This window comes from Bacillus sp. TH13, assembly GCF_016651175.1.
GTDB classification, from domain to species: domain Bacteria; phylum Bacillota; class Bacilli; order Bacillales; family Bacillaceae_G; genus Bacillus_A; species Bacillus_A thuringiensis_S.
Genome location: NZ_JAEKEJ010000021.1, coordinates 43,170 through 69,722, shown reverse-complemented (window position 1 = coordinate 69,722; position 26,553 = coordinate 43,170). Strand labels below are relative to the sequence as shown.

The window sequence follows — 26,553 nt, the reverse complement described above, 5'->3', positions numbered from 1 at the left end:
TGAAAAATTATGACTAGAACAGTAAGTATGTCAACCGCAATTAATGAAGCAATGAAAATCTCAATGCGTCGTGATGAAAATGTAATTTTAATAGGTGAAGACGTTGCAGGCGGTGCACAAGTTGATCACCTGCAAGATGATGAAGCTTGGGGCGGTGTGCTTGGCGTTACGAAAGGACTTGTACAAGAGTTTGGCCGAAATCGTATATTGGATACACCAATTTCTGAAGCGGGTTATATGGGAGCTGCGATGGCCGCTGCTGCAACTGGATTACGTCCGATAGCTGAGTTAATGTTTAATGATTTTATCGGTAGTTGTCTTGATCAAGTATTAAACCAAGGTGCGAAATTCCGTTATATGTTTGGAGGTAAAGCAAAAGTACCCGTTACAGTACGTACGATGCATGGCGCTGGTTTTAGCGCAGCAGCTCAGCATTCACAAAGTTTGTACGCATTATTTACGAGCATACCAGGTATTAAAGTTGTTGTTCCTTCCACACCGTATGATGCAAAAGGCTTATTATTAGCAGCAATTGAAGATGATGATCCAGTAATCTTCTTTGAGGATAAAACACTTTACAATATGAAAGGCGAAGTGCCAGAAGGGTATTATACAATTCCTTTAGGTAAAGCAGATATTAAACGTGAAGGTTCTGATGTAACAATCGTCGCAATCGGAAAGCAAGTTCATACAGCACTTGCAGCTGCAAAGCAATTATCGAAAAAGGGGCTTGAAGTAGAAGTAATCGATCCGCGATCTTTATCACCACTTGATGAAGATACTATTTTATCATCTGTTGAAAAAACAAATCGTCTTATCGTCATTGACGAAGCGAATCCTAGATGTAGTATTGCAACAGATATTGCGGCAATTGTAGCGGATAAAGGTTTTGATTTGTTAGATGCACCTATTAAACGAATTACAGCACCACATACACCTGTTCCGTTCTCACCACCACTTGAAAAGTTGTATTTGCCAACGCCAGAAAAAGTAATTGAAACTGTATCAGAAATGATCGGAGACCAATCTTTATTACATGTGTAATAAAACGATGAGAAGGGAGAGAGACACATGGCTGTAGAAGTTGTAATGCCGAAGTTAGGTATGGCGATGAAAGAAGGTATTATTACGAGCTGGAATATTAAAGCAGGCGATAATGTAGCAAAAGGAGAACTGATCGCTAGTATTAATTCAGAAAAAATTGAAACGGAAATTGAAGCGCCAGCTGATGGTACGGTACTTGATATAGCTGTAAGTGAAGATGAAGGAGTGCCGCCTGGTACTGTAATTTGCTACATCGGTAAACCGAATGAAAAAGTAGAGATGAAGGAAAGTACACCTGCTATAGAAGAAAAAACATCTAATATAGAAGCGCAAAATGTACAACATCCAGAACCTTATGCGAAAGAAATGGCGAAGCAACGAATCAAAATTTCACCTGTAGCGAAGAAAATTGCAAAGTCTGAAAATCTGGATATCAAGGTGGTAGTTGGTACAGGTCCTGGGGGAAGGATTACAAAGGCAGATGTATTAAAAGCACTTGAGGTAAGAGAAAACGTTCCAGAAGTATCCGAACGAGAAGAAAATAACGCGGTTCCTGTTACTGGTATGCGTAAAGCAATCGCAAATCGTATGCACGCAAGCTTACAAAATAGCGCACAATTAACGTTAACGATGAAAGTAGATGTAACAGATTTAGTTGCTTTACATAAAGAAATAGCAGAAGTTGTACAAAAAAGATATGATAACAAACTAACCATTACGGATTTCGTCTCTCGTGCTGTTGTATTAGCACTTGGAGAGCATAAAGAAATGAATAGCGCTTATATAGATGATGCAATTCATCAATTTGAACATGTTCATTTAGGCATGGCAGTCGCATTAGAAAAAGGATTAGTCGTTCCAGCTATTCGCTTTGCAAATAATTTATCTTTAGTAGAGTTGTCTAAAGAGATTAAGAATGTGGCACAAAAGGCACGAGCAGGTAGCTTAAGTAGTGATGATATGCACGGAACGACATTTACAATTAGTAATTTAGGTAACTTTGGTATTGAATATTTTACACCGGTATTAAATACACCTGAAACTGGTATTTTAGGTGTAGGTGCAATTGAACATGTTCCTGTATATAAAGGGAAAAAATTTAAAAAAGGTAGTATGCTACCTTTAAGTTTAACATTTGATCATCGTGTATTAGATGGTGCACCAGCAGCTGCATTTTTACGCACAATTAAACATTATTTAGAAGAACCTATAACAATTCTTTTATAAAGAGAAGGTGAGAGAATGGGTAAATTAGTTGTTATTGGGGGCGGACCTGCTGGCTATGTAGCAGCAATTACCGCGGCTCAAAATGGCAAAGATGTCACTCTTATTGATGAAGCTGACCTTGGCGGAACATGTTTAAATGTTGGGTGTATGCCTACGAAATCACTGTTAGAAAGTGCTGAAGTACATGACATTGTGAGAAAAGCGAATGATTATGGAGTTACGATTAATACAGAAAATATCTCAATTGATTGGGGTCAAATACAGGCGAGGAAATCACAAATTGTAATGCAACTCGTCCAAGGAATACAATATTTAATGAAGAAAAATAAAATTAAAGTTGTAAAAGGAAAAGCGAAATTCGAAACGGATCATCGTGTGCGAGTTGTACAAGGAAATAAAGAAGAAGTAATCGATGGAGAGAGCTTTATTATCGCAGCTGGTTCCGAGCCTACAGAATTACCATTCGCTCCGTTCGATGGAAAATGGATTTTAAATAGTAGCCATGCCTTGTTTCCATAAGAGACCTGTGATATCCTCTAAGTATAGAGCTTAGAGGGGGAAGTTAAATGACGATCAACAATGTTGCAATCTACTTAAGAAAATCCCGTGCGGAAGACGGCTTAACAGATGCTGAATCTTTAGAGAATCACCGTAATGTTTTAACTGGGATAGCTGAGAGAAATTCTTGGAAGTATGAAATCTTTGAAGAGATCGGGTCATCTATGAGTATATCTGAAAGACCTCAGCTTAAATTATTGCTCGACAGCGTCACTAATAAGTATATCTACGATGCTGTTCTTGTGATGGATGTAGACAGACTCTCAAGGGATAGATATGATTCTTCTTTGATCATGAAAATACTTCGAGATAACGACGTGAAAATAGTAACCGCAGATGGTAAGATAACTAATCTTAGAGACGAAAACGATGCTCTCATGACAGATTTTAAAGATATCTTCTCCAACTATGAGTATAAACAGATAACCAAGCGAATGATCAGAGGGAAAGAAGCTTCCGCACGTAAAGGGCGGTGGTCATCAGGACGAGTTCCTTTAGGTTATGTATACAATAAAGACACAGGCATGTTAGATATCGACGAAGATAAAGCACCTATAATTCGTGAGATGTTCCACATGTATGCTAACGGAATAGGAACTCACTTCATTTCATTAGAGATGAACAAAAGAGGTTACAGGGGAGCAATGGGTAAGCCCTTTGGAGGTAAATCTATCCGAGACATCATAACAAACGAGATTTACTTAGGGAATGCTACTTTAAGGAAATTCATAAAGGATGGAAATACATATAAGTTGCGTCCCGAAGAGGAACATATCCGTCACGAGGGAATCTATCCAGCTATCGTCGAAAAGGAACTCTTTGAATCCGTGCAGAGAAGATATGAATCTCAGAAAATGAAACCTAATAGGGCCAAAGCGGGGACTCACTCTCTTTCAGGTTTAGTTCGTTGCGGCTATTGTGGTAAAGTTCACGCTATTCAGACGAGACCTACTAAAGGGAAAGTAATCAAAGGCTGTTCTAAGAGAGACTTACTTACTGGAGTTCTCTGCAAGAATCACGGGATTCTTTACAAGAAGGTCATGGAAGATGTCTTCAAGGATTTATCTAGGTATTTAACTTCTATAGATGAGACAGTTGAGAGACTTACAAAGGATAAAACGATGTACCTAAACTCTAAAGATAGAGAGTTGGCAGCGTTAGAATCTCAATTGAAGACTATTGAAGCTCAACTTAAACGTATTAACTACATGTTTATGAATGATTTACTCTCTGAGGAGGAGCTTGGGGAGATGAAACCTCAAAAAGTGAAGGAAAAAGACCACATATTCAAGAGGATTGCCGAAGTTAAAGAGTTAACTGTAGACGATAAGCTTGAAGAGTATGAAAAAGTTAGTAAAACATTAAAGAATATCTTAGATAACAGAGAAGTATTGTTAGATAAAGACTTGAATAGATTACTTTCAAGTGTTATAAATAGAATTGTGCTTTATAATTATAAAGATAAAGACGTAAAGCCTCGTATAGTTATTGAGTTTAAATAACTCCTAAAACTTTAGAGGAATCTAGTCAGTTAGATTTACCGTTGATGATTAACACCGAGAAATTTCTTGCATGTTTAAATTCTAAAGAGTTTTAAATTTATGTGGAGAGGCTACTTAAGTGTGGTCTCTTTTTGGTTTTTGTCATACTTTAGAGTCTGTACTTATTAAATTACTCACTAGATTAACTTAATATTCTACTAAACATTTACTTAATGTTAACTTTACAGGAGTATTTCGATGTGTTAAGGTAAACATGTAAGTAAAATACTTGAAAGGGATGAAAATAATGGGAAAGAAACCTGTACAGAGACTTAGAAAGAGTAAGAAGTACGCCATTGGGGCTGAACATGAGACTGGAGGAGGGCGAATTAGAATCCTTAATAGATTCCTCGACGAAGGAGAAACCATGCTAAAGTACCTGAATCTAGATACTGAAGAGATAATAACTAATAAGGAAGTTAATGTTAACCGTTTAGTTTACGACTATCAGCAGAAAAAGAAAGTGGAGGCCTTTGAAGAAATTATTGTCAACCATAAGCCTGAGATTAAATATGAGGGACCTACACTAGTTAAGGATCATGATGTATTAGTTGAACAAGCACAGCCTAAAGAGGAAGAGATAAGCGTCTTAAAAGATGAAATCAATTCTTTAACAGAAATAATTAGTTCATTAAAAGATGAGGTATCTTCTTTAAGGGGAGAAGTTGCATCCATCTCGGAAAACTCAGGTGAATTAATCAAGAAGCAATTCGCTTTAATTGAGAAACTTGTAGGGAAGTAAACTCAATAGTGAAGCTTAATAGGCAGATTTGCTTTTATGTCGGAAAGCCATTTCTGTATGTCAATCGAGGGATTCTGTATGGCGAGGCTGATAAGTGTTAATCAAGAAGTTTTTTGATACTATCAGGAACTAAATCCATAAGAATCTCTCTTGACAAGTGTTAATTTTCATGTTAAATTCTCTATAGAGATTAATCCTTAAAGTATACATTAAAGATTCATCTTACAAATTAGCGTGAATGAAGTGAACGCAAGGTATTAACTTTAAAGATTCTGTCCTCACTATCGTTCGTACTAATAGCTTGATGTACTCTTAAAAGCATATCCGTTAGTAAAGATATATCTATAGAGATGAATCATAACGGTAAAGAATACTTAAGAGTAAATCTATAAAGTAACAACCTCACAAAGCCCAACCTCAACGGGCGACCCCCTTTAAAGTTACTCCGCAAGAACCCCTCAATAGAAAGGAAGATTCATTTATGGCAACCCCAAAAGTAGACCACACTGAGAAAAGACCCAACGACCCTAAAGAGTATAACGGAGTAGATCTCCGAAAGTTAAAAGAGAAGCATCGAGAGATTCTGAGATTCTTGGTAGCTAGTGAATTTAACTATGAATCTACGGCTAATAAGTACAGCTATCACGTTAAGTCGATCTATCGGATTGCGAACTACGAGAAGTCTCGAGCTTATCTGTCATGGCTTTCAAGTGGAGACAGAGAAGGGCAGATCGCTTCAGCTCAAGAGGTTCTGGCACGTCTCACAGCCGTTGCACGAGAGGATACGTACGATGAGCATGTAACCCCTTCGGGAAGTAAAGTAGTCAAGAAGGTGGACAACAGAGACGCCTTAAAAGCCTTAGAGCTCCTCGGTAAGTCTCACGGATTATTCGTTGATAAACAGATCACTCAACAGGAGACAACTATTGTAGTAGACATCGAAGGATTAGAGGACAACATTGAAGTTTGATATTCTTCACGGGATGTATTTTAAAGCCTCAGACAGCCTCTCAGAGCCTTCTCGTGAGGTTTTGGGAGTCTTAGGAGGTTTAGTTATTATCTTGCTTGTATGCAGGCTTCTAGGGCTTCTGAGACGTTAGGGGATTTTGAAACCTCTAGTGCATAAAAATACTAATCTGTGTATAAAAATATCTTTTGATTATATACTTAACGTTTACCTTCGTGTTATACTATGAGTATCAACTGAAGAGAACTCTCTGAGGTTGACTTCCTCCTGAGGAATAGCTTTGGTGTTCATCTCCAATCCATTAAGCGAGATGAACACTCGTGCTTTCCTTTAAGGCCCTTCAAACCTAAACGCATGGACTGATGAATCAGAATGAGCCAGTCGACAAACAAAGAAGGCGAGGGGCTTTAAAGGGGCTTACGAGTGTTCCACAAAAGAGAACCTTTTTACGAATCCGAGAAGTTTGTAAAAGACATCAAAGGGGAGCCTAGCCAGCTTCCCTCCTCCTGATATTAAAACCTCATAGCATGAAAACTAGGGAGGACACCTCCCAACCTCCCCTCAAAAGCCCTTGTGATCCCCTCCAAGGCACCACATACTTTTAAGACATTTCCTCCCTAGTTTTGATCCAATGAAATATCTTCAAAGGAGAACCACTCATGCCAGAAATCAAACTGACAATTAAGAAGAGATTCTTCAATGAGTGTTTCCTACCTTACTTGAAAATACCTGAAAGGCTTCTAGTTCTCTACGGTGGAGCCGGTTCTGGGAAGTCCGTGTTTGGAGTCCAGAGAACAATCCTCAAATGCCTCAAAGAGAAACGAAAGGTATTGGTAGTTCGTAAGGTAACAAACACTATCCGAGAATCCATCTTCGCAGAGTTCAAGAAAGCTTTATCCTCATTCGGTTTATACGATCATTGTAAAATCACCGAGTCAAACTTCACTATTAAACTCCCAAACGGTTCAGAGTTCATCTTTAAAGGGATGGATGATCCTGAGAAGATCAAGTCTATCTCGGGGATCGACGACATCTTGATTGAAGAAGCTACAGAGTTAACCGTTGATGACTACTCGCAGTTGAATCTTCGTTTACGTTCTCGAAAGGGAAACAACCAGATTGTCCTTATGTACAACCCTACAAGTAAATCTAACTGGGTTTATAAGATGTTCCATGAAGGTAAACTTCCTGAGAGCTGTAAAGTAGTCCACACCACTTACAAAGATAATAAATTCCTACCAGATTCTTATATAAAAGCTTTAGAAGATATGATGCATACGAATCCTGTGTACTACAAGATCTATGCTCTTGGAAAGTTCGCTACTCTATCAAAGCTTATCTTCACGAACTGGGAGAAGTCTTGGTTCGATCCATATGTTCACTTCAAAGAAGGCAGAAAAGCTCACTTTGGGATGGACTTTGGATTCTCTGAAGATCCTACGACTTTAGTGTCTGTCATTCCAGATATGCAGCGGAAGATTCTTTACATCTTTGATGAGCACTATGAGAAAGGGATGACCAATAAAGACGTCTTCAACATGGTAGTCAATAAAGGTTATATCAGACAGAGAATCATAGCAGACTCAGCAGATCCTAAGAGTATTGAAGAGCTTAAGAGATTAGGAGTCTCTAAGATTAAACCTTCCCGAAAGGGGAATGATTCCGTTCTTCACGGGATTCAGTTCATACAGCAATTCAAGATGGTCATTCACCCTTCGTGTACGGCAATCATTGAGGAGCTTGAGAACTACACTTACGAGAAGGATCGTAAGACAAACGAGTACATCAATAAACCAATCGATAAGTTTAACCACATTTTAGATGCTCTAAGATATGCCCTTGAAGATGTAATGCCTCGAGGAAGAGTTTCTACTATGGAGAAAACAGCATTGGGAATCTAAACAGAAAGGAGTGAGCCTATGGAAGAAAACAAGACGGGTTTTGTCTTTGATGAGAATGCCTTACATGAAACTGAGAAGGGCGCGGACTTGAGTTCTGACAATAGGATTTTTAACAATCATGTTATGCGTCCAGAATTCTCGGCACCTCGAAAGTATTATCTTGAAAAGTTTGACCTTGAAAGGATCGTTGAGTATATCAGAACATTCTCAGCTCGACAAGGAGAGTACTTGATGCTTGAGAAATACTTCAAAGGTTATCACTACATAAGAGACAGATACTACACAGACCTCTCCAAGCCGAACAACCGCTTAAGCCATAACTTCCCTAAAGTCATTGTCAACACGGCAACGTCTTACTTTACAGGGAATCCTCCTCAGCTTAAATCCACAGATATCCCCACAGTAGATGCAGTCCAAGAAGTTTACAACTACAATGACGCTCATGATATTACTTCGGAGCTTGATAGACTTTCAAACTTGTACGGTCATGCTTTTGAAGTTCACTGGAGAGAGAAAGAAGACGGGAAGACGCTTCATCGCTTCAAGTACATTTCTCCTAAGAATGCTATGATGTTTTATTCTCCAGAGATTGATGAAAAGCCTGTAGCTTTCGTCTCGTGGATTATCGAAGAAAATGAAATCACGAAAGAGAAGATCTACAAGATTCGAATCTATGATGAAAAGAATTTCTATGATGTTGATTTCTCTCTCAAGGAGAATACGACGAATAAGCCTGTTGTCACAAAGAGTGAACCGCATCTTTTCAAAGGAGTTCCGGCTGTAGAGTTTCTAAACAATGAAGAGAGACGATCTTCCTTTGAAGACGTTATTGACTTAATTGATGCTTACAACAAAGTCGTCTCAGACACGATCAATGATGTTGAGTACTGGGCAGATTCTTACCTGATGCTTAAAGAGATGTCAGGAACCTCCTCGGCAGACATTGCCAAGATGAGACGCAACCGAGTTCTCCTTGTAGATGGTAACGGAGGAGATGCTTCATTCCTTAATAAGCAAACCAACGACAAACATATTGAGAACATCAAAGATCGCCTCACCCAAGATATCCATAAATTCTCTCAAGTTCCTAACTTACATGATGAGCAGTTTGCTACAAACTTATCAGGCTCAGCTATTAAGTGGAAAATGAAAGACCTCGAAGATAAAACCTCCAACAAAGAAAGAAAATTCCAGAAGAGTTTCCGATTAAGACATAAGCTGATCTTGTCTACTTTAGGTCTACTAGAGAAGGCAAACGATGCGGCAGAGATTCAAGTTGTAATGACTCGAAACATTCCAGCTAACATCATCGAGCTTGCAGAGTTAGCCGCTAAGATTCCTCCAGGATTATTCTCTAATGAAACCCTCCGAGAGCAATTCCCATTCGCTTACAACGAAGAGATTGAGAAGAAGCGTATCGAAGCTGAGAAGGAGAAACAACTAGAATCTGAAATGGGAGCTAACCCTTTCATGAATCCTCCTAACAACGGAGATAACCCTCCAGAAGGTGGAAACCCTACAGAACCTCCAAAGAATGAACCTCCCAAGGAGTGATAGCCTATGACAACTAAAAAGCAGAAATGGCTAATAAGTGAACTTGAGAGAGTTCATCTTTCCATTGACGACAACTTAGAGTCTTGGCTGACAAGGGTCGACAAAGGTTACAAGCACGTAGCTGACACGCTAGTCTCAGAGTTTCACACTATGTTCGATGCTTACGAACGTGGACAAGTCTCTGAGGCGGTGTTTCGTGCAAGGTACAACACTTTAATCTATCAAGTTCAAGCTCGAGCTAATGAGCTAGGCATTGAGTTCTCTGACGGGATGAAAGAAAAACTTAAACAGTTTGACAAGTTTTCCTTCGAAGAACACAACAAGATCCTTGAGAAACTCCTCAAAGAAAAGAATCAGTTATCTCCATTGGTTTTCAACTCATTACCGACTCGTCAGATTGAGCTAGTAAGTGGGATTAAATATGAGAATTACGACTTTCAAAGTTCCATCAATAAAAGCGGAATCCGATTAGGCCAGAAACTCAATGAGGTTCTCCAAGAAGGTTTAGCTAAAGGGTGGGACACTCGTCAGTATGTAAAAGCCATTAAGAAAACAGCAGAGTTTACTTCATATGAGGCTAAACGAATTGCAAGGACTGAAACCTCTAGGGTATCAACTGAAGCAGCAAAGCGCTCCTTTAAAGAATATGGAGTCACAAAAGTTCAGTGGCAATCTTCACTAGAGAAAAGGACTTGCACCGTATGCGCCTCATTACATGGGAAGAAATACTCTCCAAGCTATACTCCACCGCTTCCAAGACATCCACATTGCCGTTGCTACTTACTCCCAGTCGAAGTAGACGGTGAAGAAATTTAGGGACTGGAACAAAATCAACTTAGCGAGGACTCAAAAGAGGACTCCGAAAGGGGAAAACAATTATGTCAGAACAAATCACTTTAGATCAAGTCCAAGAGTTTATCCAAAATACACCTGAAGCTTTAGAGACATTAGCTCCAAACTTCTTCCAACCTGAGAGAGTACAGACCTTCTTAAGTACTGATGAAGGTTCTAAGCTTATTCAACCAATCAAAGACAAAGCAGTATCTCAAGGGATTAATACTTGGAAGGCAAATAACCTTCAACGTGAAATCGACGATGCTCTAGCGAAAGCTAATCCGGATGACACTCCAGAGCAGAAGCGCATCAGATCTATGGAGCTTGAGATGCAGAAATTTAAAGATGACGCTATCTTTGCTCAACAGAAGGCGACAGCGTTAAGTCTAGCTTCTGAGAAAAATCTTCCTACAGGACTGATTGATCACTTCGTAGGTAAGACGGATACAGAGACTCGAGAGAAGATGAACAAATATGAGACAGAGTTCAAGAGTGCTGTCCAGTTAGCTGTCGAGGCTAAACTTGGAGGCGGAACTTACAAGGCTCCTCACAATCAAGATGCTCATAACCAACAAAACGCTGGAGAGAAGAAATTCTCTGAGATGTCTTATGAAGAGCGAACAGCTTTATATCAAAGCAACCCTACGGAGTATAACCGCATTAAGCAACAAGGTTAATCCCCACAAGTTAACCCCTCAATTCTTGCCTTTGGTGATACTCCTTAGGCAAGCCCCACTAACCCCCTCACAGAAAAGGATGATAATTCTATGACAGTAGGAACAACTCACGTATCGAACGTGAAAGCAATCGTACCTGAAGTAATTGCTGACGGTATCGCTGACAAGTTAACGAAATACATCAAGTTTACACCTTTAGCAGAAATGGACTTTACCCTACAAGCTCAGCCCGGTATGACAGTAGTCTTCCCAACATGGCAATATATTGGCGACGCTAAAGACGTTGCAGAAGGCGGCGAAGTAGACCGTGAAACAATCTCCGCAGTAAGTACTCCTCGCACAGTTAAAAAGGCTGCAAAAGATATCGCTATGACTGATGAGTCTGTATTGGCTACAAATGGAAAGATCGTAGCAGAGACAGAGGGCCAGTTAGCTGTTTCAATCGCCTCTAAAGTCGATCAAGACTTATTAGTTTCTCTCCGTGAAGCTCGTGACGAAGTAGCTCCTGATCCTTCAAAAGGTAAGATTCAAATCATCACTCAAAAGGATATTGAATTCACTCAAGCTGGACTTGCTAAGTTACGTGTTGCCTTTGGTGAAGACTTAGACAATGCTGTTCTATTAATCTCTTCAGCCGACTACGGTGAAGTTTTAGCTATGAAGGAATTCGTTGCAGTCGTTCAAGGCCAACAATTCATGCAAGGTCACGTAGGTCACGTAATGGGCTTAAACATCGTAGTTACTGACCGCTTAGAAAAAGGAGAAGGCTTCCTCTTAAAAGCTGGCGGCATTGGTATCTCTTTAAAGCGTCAAGTAATCGTTGAGACTGAGCGCTTAATGAAAACACGCTCTAACGTAATCGGAGCAGACATCCATTATGTTACATACGTCAAGAATGCTCGAATGGCTCAAGCTGTTAAGTTCAAGCAAGCAGCGCCACCTTCGGGGGAGTAACGACCTCTAAGGTTACAACTCCAAAAGAGGAGTCATTACAGGCTCCTACTTTAGAGGAAATCATTAAGGAAGCTGGCGGGGAATAATTCTCCCCAGCTTTATCCTTTGTGAGGTGAAACGAATGATCGAAACTAAAGGGTACGTCACCGATGAAGACATAGATGAAGCTTATGTAGCTGACCTTGTAGCTAAGATCACTCCCATGATGCAGCAAATCTCTGGAGAGGTTAACCCTATAGATGAGATTACTATCGAGAGTACGATCTACAAAGTACTTATTTACATTAATGATTTAATTCTCCCTAAAGCTTTATTCTTGACAGTTGCTGAGATGGGTGCCCGTCAACTAAGTGAGTACAAAGATGGTCTCTCAAGTGAACGCTCTGAGGGTGCAGTTAAGAAGGTACAACGTGGAGGTTTCACTCAAGAGTTTGAGACTAAACAGAGCGCTACTTCAATCCCTCGAGGAACCCAAATCATGCAAGACTATGCAAAGTATCTTAATAGATTCCGTCGAATGAGAACGATCTGAGGTGATAATGAATGGCTTACAAGACTCCTAGAAACTTCATAGAAGGAACCTACGACGCTACTTTTAATGTTATTAGACAACAAGAAGTTACACAGCCCAATGGATCAGTAAAGACGGGACCTGTAAAGGTAATCGAGAATGCCCTTTGTGGAATCTACGTTCATAGAGCTGAAGAGTTTGACCGACGTAGAAGCGTACAGCCAGAGACGGGAGACTTCAGAGTGTACTGTGCTCCTGAGCATATTATCCACAAAGGAGACAAACTAGACTTCACTCAGTACGGTAGAAACTACAAGACAATCTGTGGTGACCCTATCGTGTATGAAACTCACCAGGAAGTTGTTTGCAGACAAGAATCAGTAGCATCGGGGGAATACAGAGATGGCAACATTTAGACCTTCATCGTCCAACGCTCAATTGATGAGACGCTTACAAGAACTCCAACGAGGTTTAGCTCACTCCGCTGAGGGCGAGGATATCGTCAAGAAGTCATCTGTCAGTGGAATGCGTAAAGCTATCCAGTCAGCTCCTCATGACGAAGGTAACCTTAAAAGATCTATCCAGTTAACACCTTTGAAGAGAACATCTCAAGGGATTGAGGGCGGCTTCACTGTCAACATCAAGTATGGAGCTCCGCAGAATTTTGGGTGGGTCGATAAGCGTACAGGTAAATTCCACCCAGGTAAACACTTCATGGAGGTCGGGTACTTATACACCGAAGAGATGGCTAAAAAGCAAGTGAAGAAAGCAATACAGAAATTCTTGAGAGGGTGACTAGATGGATACTTCAACACTAGGCGGACAATCCTTCTGGACTGAATCCGTATCACAAGCCTTTGAGGATGCTCTAGTGGCTGAAATCCTACGAGTGTTCCCTGAAGGACAGAAAGTTTACTCCCAAACGATGGTAGGGCAGATCCCTCCAGAGTGTGTAATCGCAACAGCTAAGCCTATGATGGCACAGCATGCTAGTGATAGCGTCCAACGTAGAACTGTAATGGTTGACATCGGAGTTGTAACTGAGAAGGGATTCTTCTGGGCCTACGATACTTTGATGATGATGAAAAGCTTAAAGTTTGGCGAGATAAACAAAACTATCAAGTCAGCCCGTTTCTCTGAAGTTGAGGGAATCGTGCATATGACTTTTTATATGTACCTCGTAGAAGTAACTGACGAGGAATAAACTGCAAAGGATTGATAACATGGCAGCACCACAAAAACGTTCAGGCACAACGATTATCGGTATCGACAAAGCATACTTCGCTCCATTCTTAGATGAGATTGCTGAGACGTATGAAGCACCTTTCCGATTAGACCCAATCCAGTCCCTATCTGTAGAGCCGCAAACTAATACGTCTTCTCAATACGGGGACAACATTGCTATCGAGACAGCTTCAGCGATGGGTACAATTGAGGCTACGGTTAACTTCACAGGATTAACTCCTGAGATTGAAGCACGTATCTTAGGCCACAAGTATATCACAGCAGATCGCCGAGTAATCAAAGCTGCAGATGACGTAGCTCCTCAGGGTGCTTTCTTATATCGCCGTATGAGAGCCGACGGAGGTTACCGCTACAAAGTATTCTATCGTGGTCGTTTTACTTTACCAAACGAGGAAACAAACACTAAAGAAGATCAAGTAGAATTCCAATCTGCAGAGCTAGGCTTAGTGTTTGCGCCACGTTTAAGTGACCAAGTTTATGAGATGAGCATCGATGCTGACAAGGCAACTCCTGAGGCTCCTGATAAATGGGCTACAAAGTTCTTTGAGAAGGTTCTATTGCCTACAGAGAACCCAGCAGCGTAATTAAAAACTGTAAAGGGGAGGCACTGACCTCCCTAATAAATATAACCATTGGAGGTTTCAATTATGGAATTAACATTAAAGATTGAAGGAAAAGCTAAGAAGTTTAAACCGATGCCTAACTTACCAGCATTACGATTCAAACAAGCCGTAGCTCATGCGACTCAACTGGAAGAGAACTTTGATATCTCAGTAGTAGAGGCTGCTGTGACATTTATCACAAATGACATCTTCGGGGGCAATTTCACTGAGGAGCAATTCTGGGAAGGGTTACCTGCAGAGGATCTAATCTCAGTAGTACGTGATGCTCTGTCTTATCCGATGTTCTTAATGCAACAGAAGCTTGCACCGGTAAAAAACTAAACTCGTCTACTCCGAAGAAAAAGGATTTCCTATCAGACAATGCCTTAGTGAAAGACTTAGGAGTAGACGTATCATCGACTCAACAATTTATCATGAACTTCTATGAATCTCAAATGAGTGCAGGACATCTTATCAGCGATATAGACAAACAGGATCTGCTAGCTTACATGGACATGGTTGTCTATAAAACTGTCAGAGATTACGTGAAGACACTTGCACAGATTGACTCTAGTGGTGGCGGAGTAGCTGGTGCCCTCTAAGGAGTCAATAACTTTATAGAAAGGATTGATAACATGGCAGTACAGAATGAACGTTTTGGTATTGACGTTATCCTAAATGATAGAGGCTTCCAAGCAGGAATGCGGAGAGTCATGCAGGATATGCGGAACGCTGAGCAACAAACTAGAGGGCTTGGCGGGGCTGGTGACGGTATGGGTAAATCCCTTGCTGGAGCCTTTGCCTCAGCAGGTGCTGCTCTTGCGAAAGCAGGACTTGTCGCTGGTACGGCAGCTATTGCAGGAGCCTTTGCAGGTGCAATCAAGACAGGTAAAGATTACACTTTCCAGATGTCTAAGGTAGAGGCCATCTCAGGTTCTACTTCTGTACAGATGGCAGAGCTGGGGAGTAATGCTCGAAAGCTAGGAGCTGATACTCGGTGGAGTGCTACCAACGTAGCTGAAGCTTATGAGTATATGGCAATGGCTGGATGGAACTCTAATCAGATGCTTGACGCCTCACTACCTTTACTGAACTTGGCGACAGCCGGAGCGCTTGATCTAGGTAAAGCTGCAGATATCGTAACTGATACGATGACTCCTTTCGGGTTGAAAGCAGCAGAAGCTGGACGAGTAGCTGACGTCTTTGCAGTAGCTCAGTCGAAGGCCAACTTAAACGTTGAGATGCTCGGAGAGACAATGAAGTATGCAGCTCCAATCGCCGCAACCTTCGGAGCAAGCTTGGAAGATACTACTGTAATAGCGATGCAGTTCGCTAACGGAGGGATTAAAGCTTCTATGGCTGGTACTGCATTACGTGCAGGTTTATCTCGATTGGCTGAACCTCCAAAGCCAGCCGCAAAAGCTTTAGATGCTTTAGGGGTCTCCACAAAGAATGCCGACGGAACCATGAAAGGTTTACGAGATATCATCGGGGAGCTATCTCCTAAGTTCAATGCTTTAACGAACCAACAACAGATTGCTGCTGCAAAGGCTATCTTCGGTGAGGAAGCTTATGCAGGTTGGATCATGGTGTTAAAGAATGGCCTCCCAGAATTTGACCGTATGCATACCCTTCTAGATGAGTCAGGAGGCGCTGCTGAAGCTATGGCTGGCATCATGGCCAACAACTTAAGTGGTGCAGTCGACAACGCATCATCTGCCTTAGAAAACTTAGGGCTTATCCTCTTCAGCCGTATTGAAGGTGGCTTGGTAGCTGCAACGAATGGCTCTATAGGTTTCATGGAGAGCTTATCTAAATCGATTGACCCTATGAACAATATGGTAGAGGCTACTAAGCTATTACAAACTGAGCAGATGAAACGTGCTCAGTCAGAAGCAGCTATCAAGAAAAACTTAGATGACGGTATTATCTCTCAAGAAGTCTACAATGAGCGCATGGCTGAAACGGAAAGACTCTTCCTAGAGAATACAACCTCCGCAGGAATCCATAAGCAGAAACTTGCTGAATTAGATGCGCAACTTCAGGCAGGGGACTTAACTCAAGAACAGTACAACCAGAAGAAGAAGGAGGCTGAACAGTTCTCCCTCAATCTAGGTAAAGCTGTAGAGCAAGAGCAACAAAAGCAAGAGGAACTTGGTAAGAAGATCGAATGGGTTCAAGGAATCATGAAGCAACTCTGGGAAGTTGTTAAACCTGTATGGGACGACATCGCTAGTTTCATTGGAGAACAGATCACCAAGGTTAAGAAATTCATAGATGAAAACGGGAAAGAGATAGAATCTACATGGAATCTTGTCTGGGGAGTTATTAAATTCTTCACAGAGTCTGTCTGGGAAGGTATCAAGGATATTATCTCAGGAGCTCTAGACATCATCATGGGTATCATCAAAGTAGTCGGCGGAATCATGAATGGCGACTGGGAGAAAGTCTGGGAAGGTATCAAGGATATCTGCGGAGGTGCCTTAGATGTTATCTGGGGGATCATCGAAGTAGGTTTCGGGAAACTTCTTCAAGCTCCTCTTAAACTAGGGAAAGATTTACTTAAATGGGGCGGTGACGTCTTCAAGACTCTTGGTAAAGACATCGGTAAGTACATAGATGATATCGTTAAAGTTGGAGGTCGTGGATGGAATGGCTTCATAGATGACGCTGAGAGAATCATGAAGAAGATCGGAAAGGTTGTCCTCCATCCAATAGATACTGCTAAGGAGATGCTTGAAAAGATATCATGGAGTAAAATCGGACGCAACTTGATTCAAACCTTGATAGATGGCATCACGGGAATGACCCGTTGGCTAAGCTCTACCGTTTCTGATGTAGGTTCAATGCTTAATCCTCTTAAGTGGTTCCGCTCAGCAGACTCTCCTTACAACACTGGTGGCGGACAGATGCAATCCCCTGATGGTAACTACGCACCTATGATGGCTGGAGGCTCAGGAGCTCCTAGCTTGGTAGGGTATTCCGCTACAGGAATGACCGGACTCTCTAAAGTGTTAGACGAAATGGGGTCATCATTACAGAGTCTAAATAGTATCTCAGCAGCTAGTGCCTCTGGAGGTAATTACTCTAGAACGGTAGCACCTTCAGGAAACACTGCTACCAATGGAGGGACATTCGTCGTAGAGGTTCCATTACACATTGACGGTAAAGAGCTCGCTCGTGCTCAAGCTGAAGTGAATACTCTTGAGATGAACAACTTGAGAGCAAGAAAAAATCTAGGTAGAGGTGGATCGAAACACTTTTAATAGTAGTGAACACTTCTAGGAAGGGAGATAATACATGGTAGTTTTAAACGCTGTAAATAATCTCCCTAACTTTGACTTTAAAGGTAAGAACTCACTTGACATGAAAGTGTATCTTACTTCTAAGCCTTCTATCCCGTCTCCCGAGATGCGTGTAGAAAGTGTACCAGTCAAGGGTAGGGATTCAAGTTACACCATCACAGATGGAACATACGAGGACTTGGATATCGTTGTAGGAGTAAGAACCTACAGAGGGCCAGTAGGCTATCAAGATACCTTGAATACTTTAAATGAATGGATAAGAGTAGGGTGGGACGTTGTCCAGAATGAGATAACCTTCTCGGAGTATCCTCAGTGGAACTTCAAAGTAAAAACAATCAAGCCCTACACTTGGGATTACAATCCTTCCACGGGAGAGCTTACGACAATGCTTACGTTTACGTGTGACCCGTTCAAGTATTCTGACTCCTATCATGAAGTCGTAGGGGTTACATCTAATCCAGTCCCAATGCCTCCAAGGGAATTCAAGTTCGGACAGTTCTCAACCTATCAAGCTCGTACTGAGCAGAACATCCAGAACATTACCGACCTCGCTAAGTTTGGATACGATAGGGTATTAAGTGAGCCAAATATTCTAGGAGCTCAAAAGGATTACATTAGAGACTTAGACGGACAAAGCTTATTCTCTTTACAGATGAAATACACTTCGGGTAGTTACCGAAACTTTATAGACGATTTCTATTCTAATAAGTATAGCACGGTGATACCTTCAGGAGCATCCTTCAAGGTGATCAATTCACTTAGATGTCAATTCCACAACCTATCAACCGGACAGCAATTATCTATTAAGTTTACCACAGTGGATCAGCTCGTTGCAGGGAATATGTATTACTTTGATGCAATGGCTTCAGGGGACACTAAAGGTATTACTTTGATAGTTAGAAATGCTTCAGGTGTCGAAGTTGCAAGGAATACGAATCAGACAACGATTGTATTCAAAGCTGTAAACGCTGGAGTACACACTGTCGAGTTCCTTATATACCCTACAGTGAATCCGACCTTCATCGATAGCCCTCGCTTACATGTCTACTCAAACGGAAACACTCAATATTATCCCGCTAGAAACTCTACAGGTGCTGGCTTAATAGTTGCCTTCAATGTGTTCGACTTAGTAGCAAATCTTGAGCCTAACATGCTTACGAAATCTATGACGGAATCTCAAATGAAGACAACTCTAAAGTCTAGGAACATTCGAGGCATCTTCAATGGTTGGTGCGGCCACAACACTAAGTCTACATTCGAGTTACATCAGTACAATACAGCTACAAACCAATTCAACAAGTTAACAGAGAAGGTTGTTCAAGGAGATCCTGGAACTCAGACGTTTGAACACTCTGAAGCTATCGCCTTTGTAGATAGATTACTTTACCGTAATGGAAACCTATGGGCTATCTATTGTATCTTCTCAAATGGTAACTTCGACTGGGACTACACAGGTCAGAACGGTAAGTGGGCATATACAAACAAGGCTAGTCTCTCTTTAGGGATGGACGTACAGCCAGCATCTTCTAAGGACATCTACAATGACGGTACCGCTGATGCTTTTCCTTTCTTAAAGATATGGAAACAAGACGGAGCCAATACTTGTAAGATCACCTTCACAGGTACGAACTACAATGGTACCCCTTATAAGGAAGTCGTAGAAGTTCGTAACCTTAATAACGTCGCAGCAGGGCAGCACATTGAAGTAGATTGTGACTTCAAAGATGTAGTTCGCTACCAAGAGAATAATCCTTCATTGTCAGTACCTTGGACGTCATGGACGATAGCTCCACGATTCCCAACTATGAAGGTAGGAAAGAATAATATCACCGTAGAGAATGCCTCTAAGGTGGAAATTGATTGGAGAACTCGCAGGATATAATCCCTGTGGAGTTCTTGAAAGGAGAAATGCATGGGAGATTTACCTGTATTGATGGAATACGTAATCCCTAGTGGTTACAGCAGACAAGATTATTGGAACTCTTTAGGAATAGGAGTCTTGAAAGATGTCCTTGACATTAAGGTCACTGAAGACCTTGAAGGCGTATTCCAGTTTGAAATGCAATACCCTGAAGATGGTAAACTCGCTAAAGAGATCAAGATAGGCCGTGTCATTAAAGTTCGTACCCGTCAAGATATGACCAAATGGGAGAGTCAAAACTTTAAAGAGCCTGGCAATAACGGTCTATGGGAAGGAGCCTTCTACCATAAACTTGGATGGGAATATCAACCCTTTTATATAAACGATATTGAGTACGATGTCTCAGGGATATTTATCGTTAGAGGTGTTCATTACACTTACCGTATAGGGGAGCTTTACTACTCACTGATTCGTTCAGATAAGATTCCCAAAGAGAATCAAATCATGTACGGAATCAAAAGACCTTTCCAGATACTTGGAGATGCATGGTCAAGATTCTCTTTAATAGATTCATACTATCAAGATGTCTATTCAGGGGTTACCTTCTTAGACCACAATGGGGCTACAGCCACCGCAGATGTAACTAAAGGAAGTGTAACCTTAGGAGCAACTACTCTCTATCAAGATATAAAACAATACTCTGAGCTTGACCCTTGGAATGACAGACGTCCTGACAATTGGACACCTAAGACGTTCGAACTCACGCACCGTAACTTTGGAGATATCCTTCTAGGAAACGACGAAAAGTCTATGCGTAAAGTATATAACTTTGAGGTGCTCCGTGATCGGTGGGGAGTGGTATTGACAGATAGACGGACTATGAAGTCTTGGGACGATGCTTACGAGATTCGATACGGAAGAGATATGAAGAACATTAAAGTTGATATTGATATGAGCGATATTCTCCCTGCAGTGTTCCCTTACTTTATCGTTGAAGACGAGTACACTTTTAGGACTGAAGAAATTACTACCGAGTGGCAAACCCCTAAAGGGGGTGGGGAATCCAAAGAGGTTGAAGTCCGTAAGATGGTTGACAAAACTGTAACGTGTCGCATGGAAGTAAACTTTAGAGGAACAGTCTTTCCCTTCCCTGCTCACTCTTCAGGTAACTACATTTTAGTTCCTCGCGACAAGTGGCCAAACTATATGTTCAAAGGCATCCGTAAAGACATCACTGAGTATGTAGACATCGAGGCAATCAAGCAGAAAGTTAAGCAATATAGACAATCAGATGGTACATACTTCAGCGGAGGATTTACTGCCGCACAGTTTGAACTAGAGAAGAACGCTCCTGAGTATCTCCGTAGAGCTAACATTCAATTCGGTGAAGCTACTGCAGAGATTGACTTCTTACCTTTATGGGAAACCTCTGAAGCAATCCATAAGCCAGCTTTACAGAAATTACGTCTAGGAGATCCTGTAGTGATTATACATGAGCCTCTCCAGCTTCGCATATACGCAAGGGTTTCCGAAACGGATTACAATCCATTGACAGATAAATACAACTCAATAAAGATCAAGAGCTACTCAGTCGTTCCGTTAGATTGATAGAGGCTTAATTGCCCTTAAAGGAGATGACATATGGATTTATTAATAGAGAAAGCTATTACGATGTTGCTTACGAAGGAGACAGCCTTCTTCGGTCTTTTCCTTATAAGTTTCATTCTCCAATGGAAAGACAAGGGGATGCTCCATAGTTTCATTCTCAAGCAGCAAGGCGTACTGGCTGACCTGACAAGCGCTGTCCAAGATATCGCTAAGACGCAAGACAAGCAGCATGAGAGGATAGAACGCATGGAGGACAACCTCGATAGGTTCTACGATAAAGTAAATAACCGACTAAACGATAACAATAGAAGCAGCAATAAATAGAAGAGGAGCGTGTTACATGTCAACTCAAAGACAACCTGATATGAAATTCGACTTAACTTACCCTTCAGAGCAAACCAAGATTGTTCAACGACTTGGAGAGAAAACCTCAACAGACATCCTCGTACAGGTATTTAACAAAGGAGTTCCTTACAACTTAGCGGGAATGACTTTAGGGTTCGAACTCCGGACAGATAACAATAAGATTATCATAGATAAGGAACAATCGAGATTTATGGTTATAGAACCTCTGAAGGGAGTGTTCTCATATAGAATGCACCCGAATGCTCAGAGCTTTGAAGGTAATGCTTACATTGCTTACTTTACTTTTGAGCAAGGAGGGGCAAGGATTACTACTGAGAGATTCCGTGTCTTGAATGATGAGGATGTCCAGAATGTGTGCGCTCCTGATATACAACAGCATTACGTGTCGGTAATTGATGACTTAGTAGCTTCAAACAAGTCGGCAATGGTAGAGGCTCAAGCCATTCGAGATATGGTTAACGCTAATCAGGTTGTCCGCAAAACAGGTGACACAGTAACTGGCCCGATTAACTTTGACTCACCATTCACCGTTCGAGGAGTTGGAGCTACCTTCGATATGCGACCTCAAGTGTCAGGAGCATACCAGAAAGGTTTCCGTCATACGGTCAATACAACAAATAACTTCTATGCGGTAGCCCCTATAGATGATACAGGATCAGCAACTTGGGCAAATCAGTTCTCTCTTAATGGTACAACTGGAGTGTTTGACGTCAAAGATTTAAATGTCAGAGTAGGTTCTGCCTCAAATGTCGTAACTAAATTGAAAGATGGACGAGCTTCTTTAACTTTGACATCTGATGCTACTAACACAGATGCAGGATATCCACCTATAGTGACGAGAAGAGGTAACTCAGCAACTTTAAGAATGGCTATAAGTAGAAACGCTGGATCAGCGAGCTCCTTGGTTACAACCTTACCAGTAGACATGAGACCTATAGACAATCTAACACACGCTGTTATTGCTGATGATAGTACGGTTATAAAAATGGTCATTCAGGCAAATGGAGAAGTTCGAGTTTTTACAGCTGGTAAGTTATTTAATTTTGTAGCAACCTACGTAGTCGACTAAGGAGGAAAACATATGAACATTTCAGTTTATTTCTATGACGAAGAAGGAAAGTATACTCACATGGCTATGGCACCTCTAGAGTTTGACGACAATGGAGTACAAATCATCCCCGAGAATTCCACTACAGAATACCCCTCAGACCTCTCTACAGATCCTCGCTTCTCAGTTGAAGCTGGCAAGTGGATACCTCAAGTGCCTAAGGAGCCTTACTCTTCAGAGGATTACAAAGCAGATGTACAAGCCTTAAGAGCAGAACTTGAAGCTGTCCGAGAAGAAATGAAAGCCTTGGATGTTTCAAATTTAGCTTCAACGGTTCAATCTCAAGGGAAACGAATCTCAAAAGTAGATAGCGAGCTTATCCATACGAACTACTACTTAGGAGTTGCTTTCCCGAATGTTAAACATTTCTTCACTTACAGTTAAGATTTTCAACTAAAGGAGATGACGCTATGAAGTTCAAAGAAATCTTACGAGACAAAGTATTACTCACGAAGTATGTCGTATTAATCTTTGCAGTCGTAAACTCTGTACTAAACCTTGTCGGAATCCAAACGATAGGAGATGAGCAGATCAATGATATCGCCTCAGCAGTTACTACGCTTGCAAGTCTTTACTTGGCTGTTAATGTCCGTGCTCATGAGATAAAGAACTTGAGAGGTAACAGCCTAAAAGAAAATCACAAAGGAGACAACTAATATGGTAAACGTAATAGATCACTTAGTTTCACCTTCGAAGTATCCCCTTAAAGCCCCTTATAAAATGACCCCTACAGAGATTACCCTCCATAATACTTACAATGATGCTCCGGCAATCAATGAAGCTAAATACATGGTAGGAAATGATTTAGCTGTAAGTTTCCACGATGCAGTAGACGACAAGGAAGTACGACATTGTATCCCTTATGATAGAAACGCATGGCATGCTGGTGATGGAAACGGGAGAGGGAACCGTAACTCTATCGGAGTGGAGATTTGCTACTCTATGAGCGGAGGAGAGCGCTACCGTAAAGCTGAACTCAATGCGATTGATCACATCAGTAACTTAATGATTCGCTTCGGGATTCCAATCTCTAAAGTTAAAACTCATCAAGAACGAAACGGGAAGTATTGTCCTCATAGAATGCTAGATGAGGGTCGTGTCAATTGGTTTAAGGGTGAACTTGAGAAGGCGGTAGCTCGTAAGAAAGGAAACTTAAAAGATTCAGACTCAAAAGATTATGCCGGAAAGGTGGAAATCATTGTGAATAAACACAATAAAGTTGTAACTTATCAGTTTGGTATTGCCTTAGCGAAAGACTTATGTGATATCCTTAACGGATTAGGATATGCCTCAGAGTTACGCTTCACAGGTACGGATGGTTTAATCCACGTAGAGACAGAACACCGTCAAGGCAATGAACTTGATAAGTTAACGGCTCAGATGGATGCTAAAGGGATCAAGTACTTCTACACTCAAAGTGAGGAACCTTGGCAGTTTTAAAAACTCCTAAGATTTAAAACTATTTAGATTAACTCCATATAGAAAACTCCAATTAGAAAAACTCTCAAGCTATTTGCCTGAGAGTTTCTTTTTTATCTATTGAGATGCAGGGATTAACTTGTAAGCCCCATCTTCCATGATATCATCTAATGAGCGGAAAGCATCTTGGCTTAAACCTTCTAAGTGATGAATCAGCTTCAAGGCTCCGTCAGGGGATACTTTGTAGCGTGCAATCTTATTAGCGTGTAAGACCTTTCCTCCGGAGAGGAGATAGCTCTCAAGTTGAGGGCCTTTGATGAATTTACCTTGTAAGTAATGTTTACCTTCTAAGATGAATGTTAAGTTTTGTGAAGCTGTTAAGTTTTCTAACGGTATTGAATCTTTAGAGATTGTCATTTAGTTTTCCTCCTCAGTAATACTTACTTGACCATAGTCACTAAGTCTCTCATGTATCTTTCCGCACTTTTGACAGCGACTCTCCTCTGGGTTTAACGGGTCAAACAAATCATGTTTACAATTTCCACAAATAAGTTTATTCATCACCCTTCTCCTCCTTAGCATATCCTTGTAAGAATTTATAAATGTCGTAACCTATGAAGAATTCCTCTCCGTTTAGCTTCACTTTGTAAACCCTGTGAGCGGATATATCCTCGATGATTTCTACGGTGATTTCCTTTGTAGTGAATTTCACGATAGTTCCTCCTCAGCTTTATCTTCAAAGAATCCAATTCTCTTGGAATGCTCTTCGCATGCGTTAACTGTAATGGGTCCGTTCATTGTGAATACAACCCCAGTGGTTATAGCTTCTTCGGTACATTCCTTAAAGTTTTTGTCCAAGGCTTCACACTTCATAGGTATCCCTCCTTTAGTTTCCAGATAGTTCACTGATTAGTTGTTTAACACTTTTAATTTCCTCTAATAACTCTCTCAAGTTGGTTGCTTTACTGTTTAGGGTTGCCTTCTTGACAAAACCTTTTAGAGCCATCTCGAGAGTTGGGTAGTAGCCGACATCTTTAAAGTCATACTTGCCAGTCTTTTCTTTAGTCTCGTTGTCAACTTTCTCGTATTTCTCCTGTAGGATTACATTGTGCTTGTCGCTGATTAGGCAATAATCTTCATTGATCTGAACGTTCATAGATATTCCTCCTCTAGTTTTCTATTAAAATAACGCTTTTGTTTGCTTTTCTCTACTACCCACGATGTATCAGCGCAACAATGTTCGTACATTAGGTCGTGTGATAACTCATCAGCTTCTTCTTTGGTTTCAACGATAGCTTCTAAATGAGGTTCACCCTTGTTCTCTTCTTCCAGTGTACTCCAAACTTCAAACGGCAAGTTTAACACCTCGTTTCTTAACAAAATTCAAATTTGATAATACCTATAAGTTAATCTGTTTATTCTAATTTAAGAATCCTAGCTCAATCGCAATAGCCTGAACCTTCTTCATCTCACGGTAAACTTTCATAGAGTGAACCCCTAAAGCTCTACCAATCTCAGAGTCTGATTGCCCCTCAAGACGGCCCTTAAGAATATCCAACTGGAAAGGGGAGAGCTCATCAGATAAAACGGTCATCATATCAGTACCCAATACTTCAGAGTATCCCGAATCTTCAGAACCTTGATACTTTAAGGATGCGTTATCCACAGGGTTCTCATCCCCGTTGTAGATTGTATCTTCAGCGAGATGATCGAGCACCGCAGTATGCCCGTTGAGCTTAAAAGCCGCCTTCTTAAAGTTAATAGCACGACCTTGGAGAACTCTGTAAAGGTACTGCCCTAAAGTAGCCCATCCGTCTACACACTTTTCAGGGTCGAACTTTTGAACAATCTCCATAGCTTGTACCACTAGAGCGCTTCTAAGGTCATCTAAGTTAAACATGCGGTCCATTCTATGCTGCTTAGCTACGACATCTACCGTGATTAGTACTGCCTCACCGATGTAATCCTGTAAACTTAATTCACTTAACATATCTTTCGTGATTTTCTTTCCTTTAAGACCTTTCGGGTTATCATTTTTGATTTTAAGATTGTTAATACTATTGTCACGCATATCAAGGCTCGCACGGAAGGTAGTTTTATTACCTAGAAAAGCTTGAGAGATTAGTTGTTTAAGAGTGAATGATTTTAGGGTACTATCCTTAGAAAGAGTCACTATGTATCCGCCAGTATTTGTTTCCTTTATTTTAAGAATCTTTTCTGTAACGGTGTAATCTTTCCCATTAATCACGGTAACTCTCTCAAGGCTCTTAACTCTTCCAATGCTGCTTACTTGATATAAACCTTCGTAGCCTTTAATATCTACCCAGATTTCTTTCTCAGTGCAAGATGCTTCAGCTACGTTGATTTCCTTAACATTAGTTTTCATAGTTTTAGTCATTTTAGTTTCCACCTTTTCAATAGTTTTATAGGCTTTAAAGCTTGTCCGTACATCTTGGAAGAATGTGGTGCTTTGTTTGCCTGACATAAACTTAACATGAGACATATGTTAAGTCTTTAGAGTAACTAAAT

The 26,553-nt window shown here is 41.0% G+C and carries 30 protein-coding genes and 1 pseudogene; 25 read left to right on the top strand and 6 right to left on the bottom strand.

Features of this window, described 5'->3' with window-relative positions; genetic code table 11:
• Positions 1–9 precede the first annotated feature (9 nt).
• The 25 genes and pseudogenes from acoB to JFU02_RS06695 all read left to right on the top strand — a co-directional run bounded on the left by acoB (position 10) and on the right by JFU02_RS06695 (position 24,045).
• A complete protein-coding gene (gene acoB, locus JFU02_RS06815) occupies positions 10–1,044 on the top strand; it encodes an acetoin:2,6-dichlorophenolindophenol oxidoreductase subunit beta (RefSeq protein WP_000198898.1) in 1,035 nt (344 codons plus the stop codon).
• Between the two features lie 27 nt (positions 1,045–1,071).
• Positions 1,072–2,271, top strand: a complete 1,200-nt coding sequence (locus JFU02_RS06810) for a dihydrolipoamide acetyltransferase family protein (RefSeq protein WP_000257759.1) — start codon at positions 1,072–1,074, stop codon at positions 2,269–2,271.
• Positions 2,272–2,286: 15 nt separating this feature from the next.
• Positions 2,287–2,781 (top strand): annotated as a pseudogene (locus tag JFU02_RS06805) (FAD-dependent oxidoreductase); the annotation flags it as partial.
• A gap of 56 nt (positions 2,782–2,837) precedes the next feature.
• Complete coding sequence (locus JFU02_RS06800; protein WP_201070441.1) at positions 2,838–4,331, top strand: recombinase family protein; 1,494 nt, start codon at positions 2,838–2,840, stop codon at positions 4,329–4,331.
• A 286-nt stretch (positions 4,332–4,617) separates the two neighbouring features.
• On the top strand, positions 4,618–5,112 hold the full coding sequence (locus JFU02_RS06795; protein ID WP_098850480.1) for a hypothetical protein: 495 nt from the start codon (positions 4,618–4,620) through the stop codon (positions 5,110–5,112).
• A 481-nt stretch (positions 5,113–5,593) separates the two neighbouring features.
• The gene (locus JFU02_RS06790) at positions 5,594–6,082 is read left to right on the top strand and encodes a terminase small subunit (protein ID WP_201070438.1); all 489 of its coding nucleotides are present in this window, start codon (positions 5,594–5,596) and stop codon (positions 6,080–6,082) included.
• Positions 6,083–6,738: 656 nt separating this feature from the next.
• Positions 6,739–7,980 carry a PBSX family phage terminase large subunit gene (locus tag JFU02_RS06785; RefSeq protein WP_201070435.1) on the top strand — a complete coding sequence of 414 codons (1,242 nt, stop codon included), beginning with the start codon at positions 6,739–6,741 and terminating at the stop codon, positions 7,978–7,980.
• Positions 7,981–7,998: 18 nt separating this feature from the next.
• Positions 7,999–9,534, top strand: coding sequence for a phage portal protein (locus JFU02_RS06780; protein ID WP_201070432.1), 1,536 nt, complete (start codon positions 7,999–8,001; stop codon positions 9,532–9,534).
• A 6-nt stretch (positions 9,535–9,540) separates the two neighbouring features.
• Positions 9,541–10,350 (top strand): minor capsid protein, encoded by an 810-nt coding sequence (locus JFU02_RS06775; protein ID WP_201070430.1) that lies wholly within the window; start codon positions 9,541–9,543, stop codon positions 10,348–10,350.
• 62 nt (positions 10,351–10,412) lie between these two features.
• Positions 10,413–11,045, top strand: coding sequence for a DUF4355 domain-containing protein (locus JFU02_RS06770; RefSeq protein ID WP_201070428.1), 633 nt, complete (start codon positions 10,413–10,415; stop codon positions 11,043–11,045).
• Between the two features lie 90 nt (positions 11,046–11,135).
• Positions 11,136–11,999: a phage major capsid protein gene (locus tag JFU02_RS06765; protein ID WP_098850486.1), complete on the top strand. Its 864-nt coding sequence runs from the start codon at positions 11,136–11,138 to the stop codon at positions 11,997–11,999.
• Positions 12,000–12,120: 121 nt separating this feature from the next.
• A complete protein-coding gene (locus tag JFU02_RS06760; RefSeq protein WP_098366298.1) occupies positions 12,121–12,531 on the top strand; it encodes a head-tail connector protein in 411 nt (136 codons plus the stop codon).
• An 11-nt stretch (positions 12,532–12,542) separates the two neighbouring features.
• A complete protein-coding gene (locus JFU02_RS06755) occupies positions 12,543–12,926 on the top strand; it encodes a hypothetical protein (protein WP_201070426.1) in 384 nt (127 codons plus the stop codon).
• Positions 12,913–13,305 carry an HK97 gp10 family phage protein gene (locus JFU02_RS06750; protein WP_098366296.1) on the top strand — a complete coding sequence of 131 codons (393 nt, stop codon included), beginning with the start codon at positions 12,913–12,915 and terminating at the stop codon, positions 13,303–13,305. Before JFU02_RS06755 ends, JFU02_RS06750 begins: the two co-directional genes overlap by 14 nt.
• A gap of 4 nt (positions 13,306–13,309) precedes the next feature.
• Positions 13,310–13,714, top strand: coding sequence for a hypothetical protein (locus JFU02_RS06745; protein WP_201070424.1), 405 nt, complete (start codon positions 13,310–13,312; stop codon positions 13,712–13,714).
• Between the two features lie 19 nt (positions 13,715–13,733).
• On the top strand, positions 13,734–14,339 hold the full coding sequence (locus JFU02_RS06740) for a major tail protein (RefSeq protein WP_098366295.1): 606 nt from the start codon (positions 13,734–13,736) through the stop codon (positions 14,337–14,339).
• A 63-nt stretch (positions 14,340–14,402) separates the two neighbouring features.
• Positions 14,403–14,699: a phage tail assembly chaperone G gene (gene gpG, locus JFU02_RS06735; protein WP_201070422.1), complete on the top strand. Its 297-nt coding sequence runs from the start codon at positions 14,403–14,405 to the stop codon at positions 14,697–14,699.
• 293 nt (positions 14,700–14,992) lie between these two features.
• Positions 14,993–17,623 carry a phage tail tape measure protein gene (locus JFU02_RS06730; RefSeq protein ID WP_201070420.1) on the top strand — a complete coding sequence of 877 codons (2,631 nt, stop codon included), beginning with the start codon at positions 14,993–14,995 and terminating at the stop codon, positions 17,621–17,623.
• A gap of 34 nt (positions 17,624–17,657) precedes the next feature.
• Positions 17,658–19,544 carry a phage tail domain-containing protein gene (locus tag JFU02_RS06725; protein WP_201070417.1) on the top strand — a complete coding sequence of 629 codons (1,887 nt, stop codon included), beginning with the start codon at positions 17,658–17,660 and terminating at the stop codon, positions 19,542–19,544.
• A gap of 30 nt (positions 19,545–19,574) precedes the next feature.
• Positions 19,575–21,131 carry a phage tail spike protein gene (locus tag JFU02_RS06720; RefSeq protein WP_201070414.1) on the top strand — a complete coding sequence of 519 codons (1,557 nt, stop codon included), beginning with the start codon at positions 19,575–19,577 and terminating at the stop codon, positions 21,129–21,131.
• Between the two features lie 33 nt (positions 21,132–21,164).
• On the top strand, positions 21,165–21,455 hold the full coding sequence (locus JFU02_RS06715; protein WP_098366290.1) for a hypothetical protein: 291 nt from the start codon (positions 21,165–21,167) through the stop codon (positions 21,453–21,455).
• Between the two features lie 16 nt (positions 21,456–21,471).
• The gene (locus JFU02_RS06710; protein WP_201070412.1) at positions 21,472–22,566 is read left to right on the top strand and encodes a BppU family phage baseplate upper protein; all 1,095 of its coding nucleotides are present in this window, start codon (positions 21,472–21,474) and stop codon (positions 22,564–22,566) included.
• A gap of 12 nt (positions 22,567–22,578) precedes the next feature.
• Positions 22,579–22,989 carry a hypothetical protein gene (locus JFU02_RS06705; protein WP_201070410.1) on the top strand — a complete coding sequence of 137 codons (411 nt, stop codon included), beginning with the start codon at positions 22,579–22,581 and terminating at the stop codon, positions 22,987–22,989.
• 26 nt (positions 22,990–23,015) lie between these two features.
• Positions 23,016–23,261: a phage holin gene (locus tag JFU02_RS06700; protein WP_201070407.1), complete on the top strand. Its 246-nt coding sequence runs from the start codon at positions 23,016–23,018 to the stop codon at positions 23,259–23,261.
• 1 nt (position 23,262) lies between these two features.
• Entirely contained in the window at positions 23,263–24,045 is a 783-nt protein-coding gene (locus JFU02_RS06695) for an N-acetylmuramoyl-L-alanine amidase (RefSeq protein ID WP_201070405.1), read from the top strand.
• 96 nt (positions 24,046–24,141) lie between these two features.
• On the opposite strand, the gene JFU02_RS06690 is transcribed toward JFU02_RS06695, so the two are convergent.
• The 6 genes from JFU02_RS06690 to JFU02_RS06665 form a co-directional block, all read right to left on the bottom strand.
• Positions 24,142–24,441 (bottom strand): hypothetical protein, encoded by a 300-nt coding sequence (locus tag JFU02_RS06690; RefSeq protein WP_201070398.1) that lies wholly within the window; start codon positions 24,439–24,441, stop codon positions 24,142–24,144.
• Between the two features lie 136 nt (positions 24,442–24,577).
• On the bottom strand, positions 24,578–24,736 hold the full coding sequence (locus tag JFU02_RS06685; RefSeq protein WP_201070396.1) for a hypothetical protein: 159 nt from the start codon (positions 24,734–24,736) through the stop codon (positions 24,578–24,580).
• On the bottom strand, positions 24,733–24,897 hold the full coding sequence (locus JFU02_RS06680; RefSeq protein WP_201070393.1) for a hypothetical protein: 165 nt from the start codon (positions 24,895–24,897) through the stop codon (positions 24,733–24,735). Before JFU02_RS06680 ends, JFU02_RS06685 begins: the two co-directional genes overlap by 4 nt.
• Positions 24,898–24,910: 13 nt before the next feature.
• Positions 24,911–25,180: a hypothetical protein gene (locus JFU02_RS06675; protein WP_201070391.1), complete on the bottom strand. Its 270-nt coding sequence runs from the start codon at positions 25,178–25,180 to the stop codon at positions 24,911–24,913.
• Positions 25,177–25,380, bottom strand: a complete 204-nt coding sequence (locus tag JFU02_RS06670) for a hypothetical protein (RefSeq protein WP_201070389.1) — start codon at positions 25,378–25,380, stop codon at positions 25,177–25,179. The genes JFU02_RS06675 and JFU02_RS06670 overlap by 4 nt, the downstream gene beginning before the upstream one ends.
• 64 nt (positions 25,381–25,444) lie before the next feature.
• Positions 25,445–26,422 (bottom strand): NUMOD4 domain-containing protein, encoded by a 978-nt coding sequence (locus JFU02_RS06665; protein ID WP_201070387.1) that lies wholly within the window; start codon positions 26,420–26,422, stop codon positions 25,445–25,447.
• Positions 26,423–26,553 lie beyond the last annotated feature (131 nt).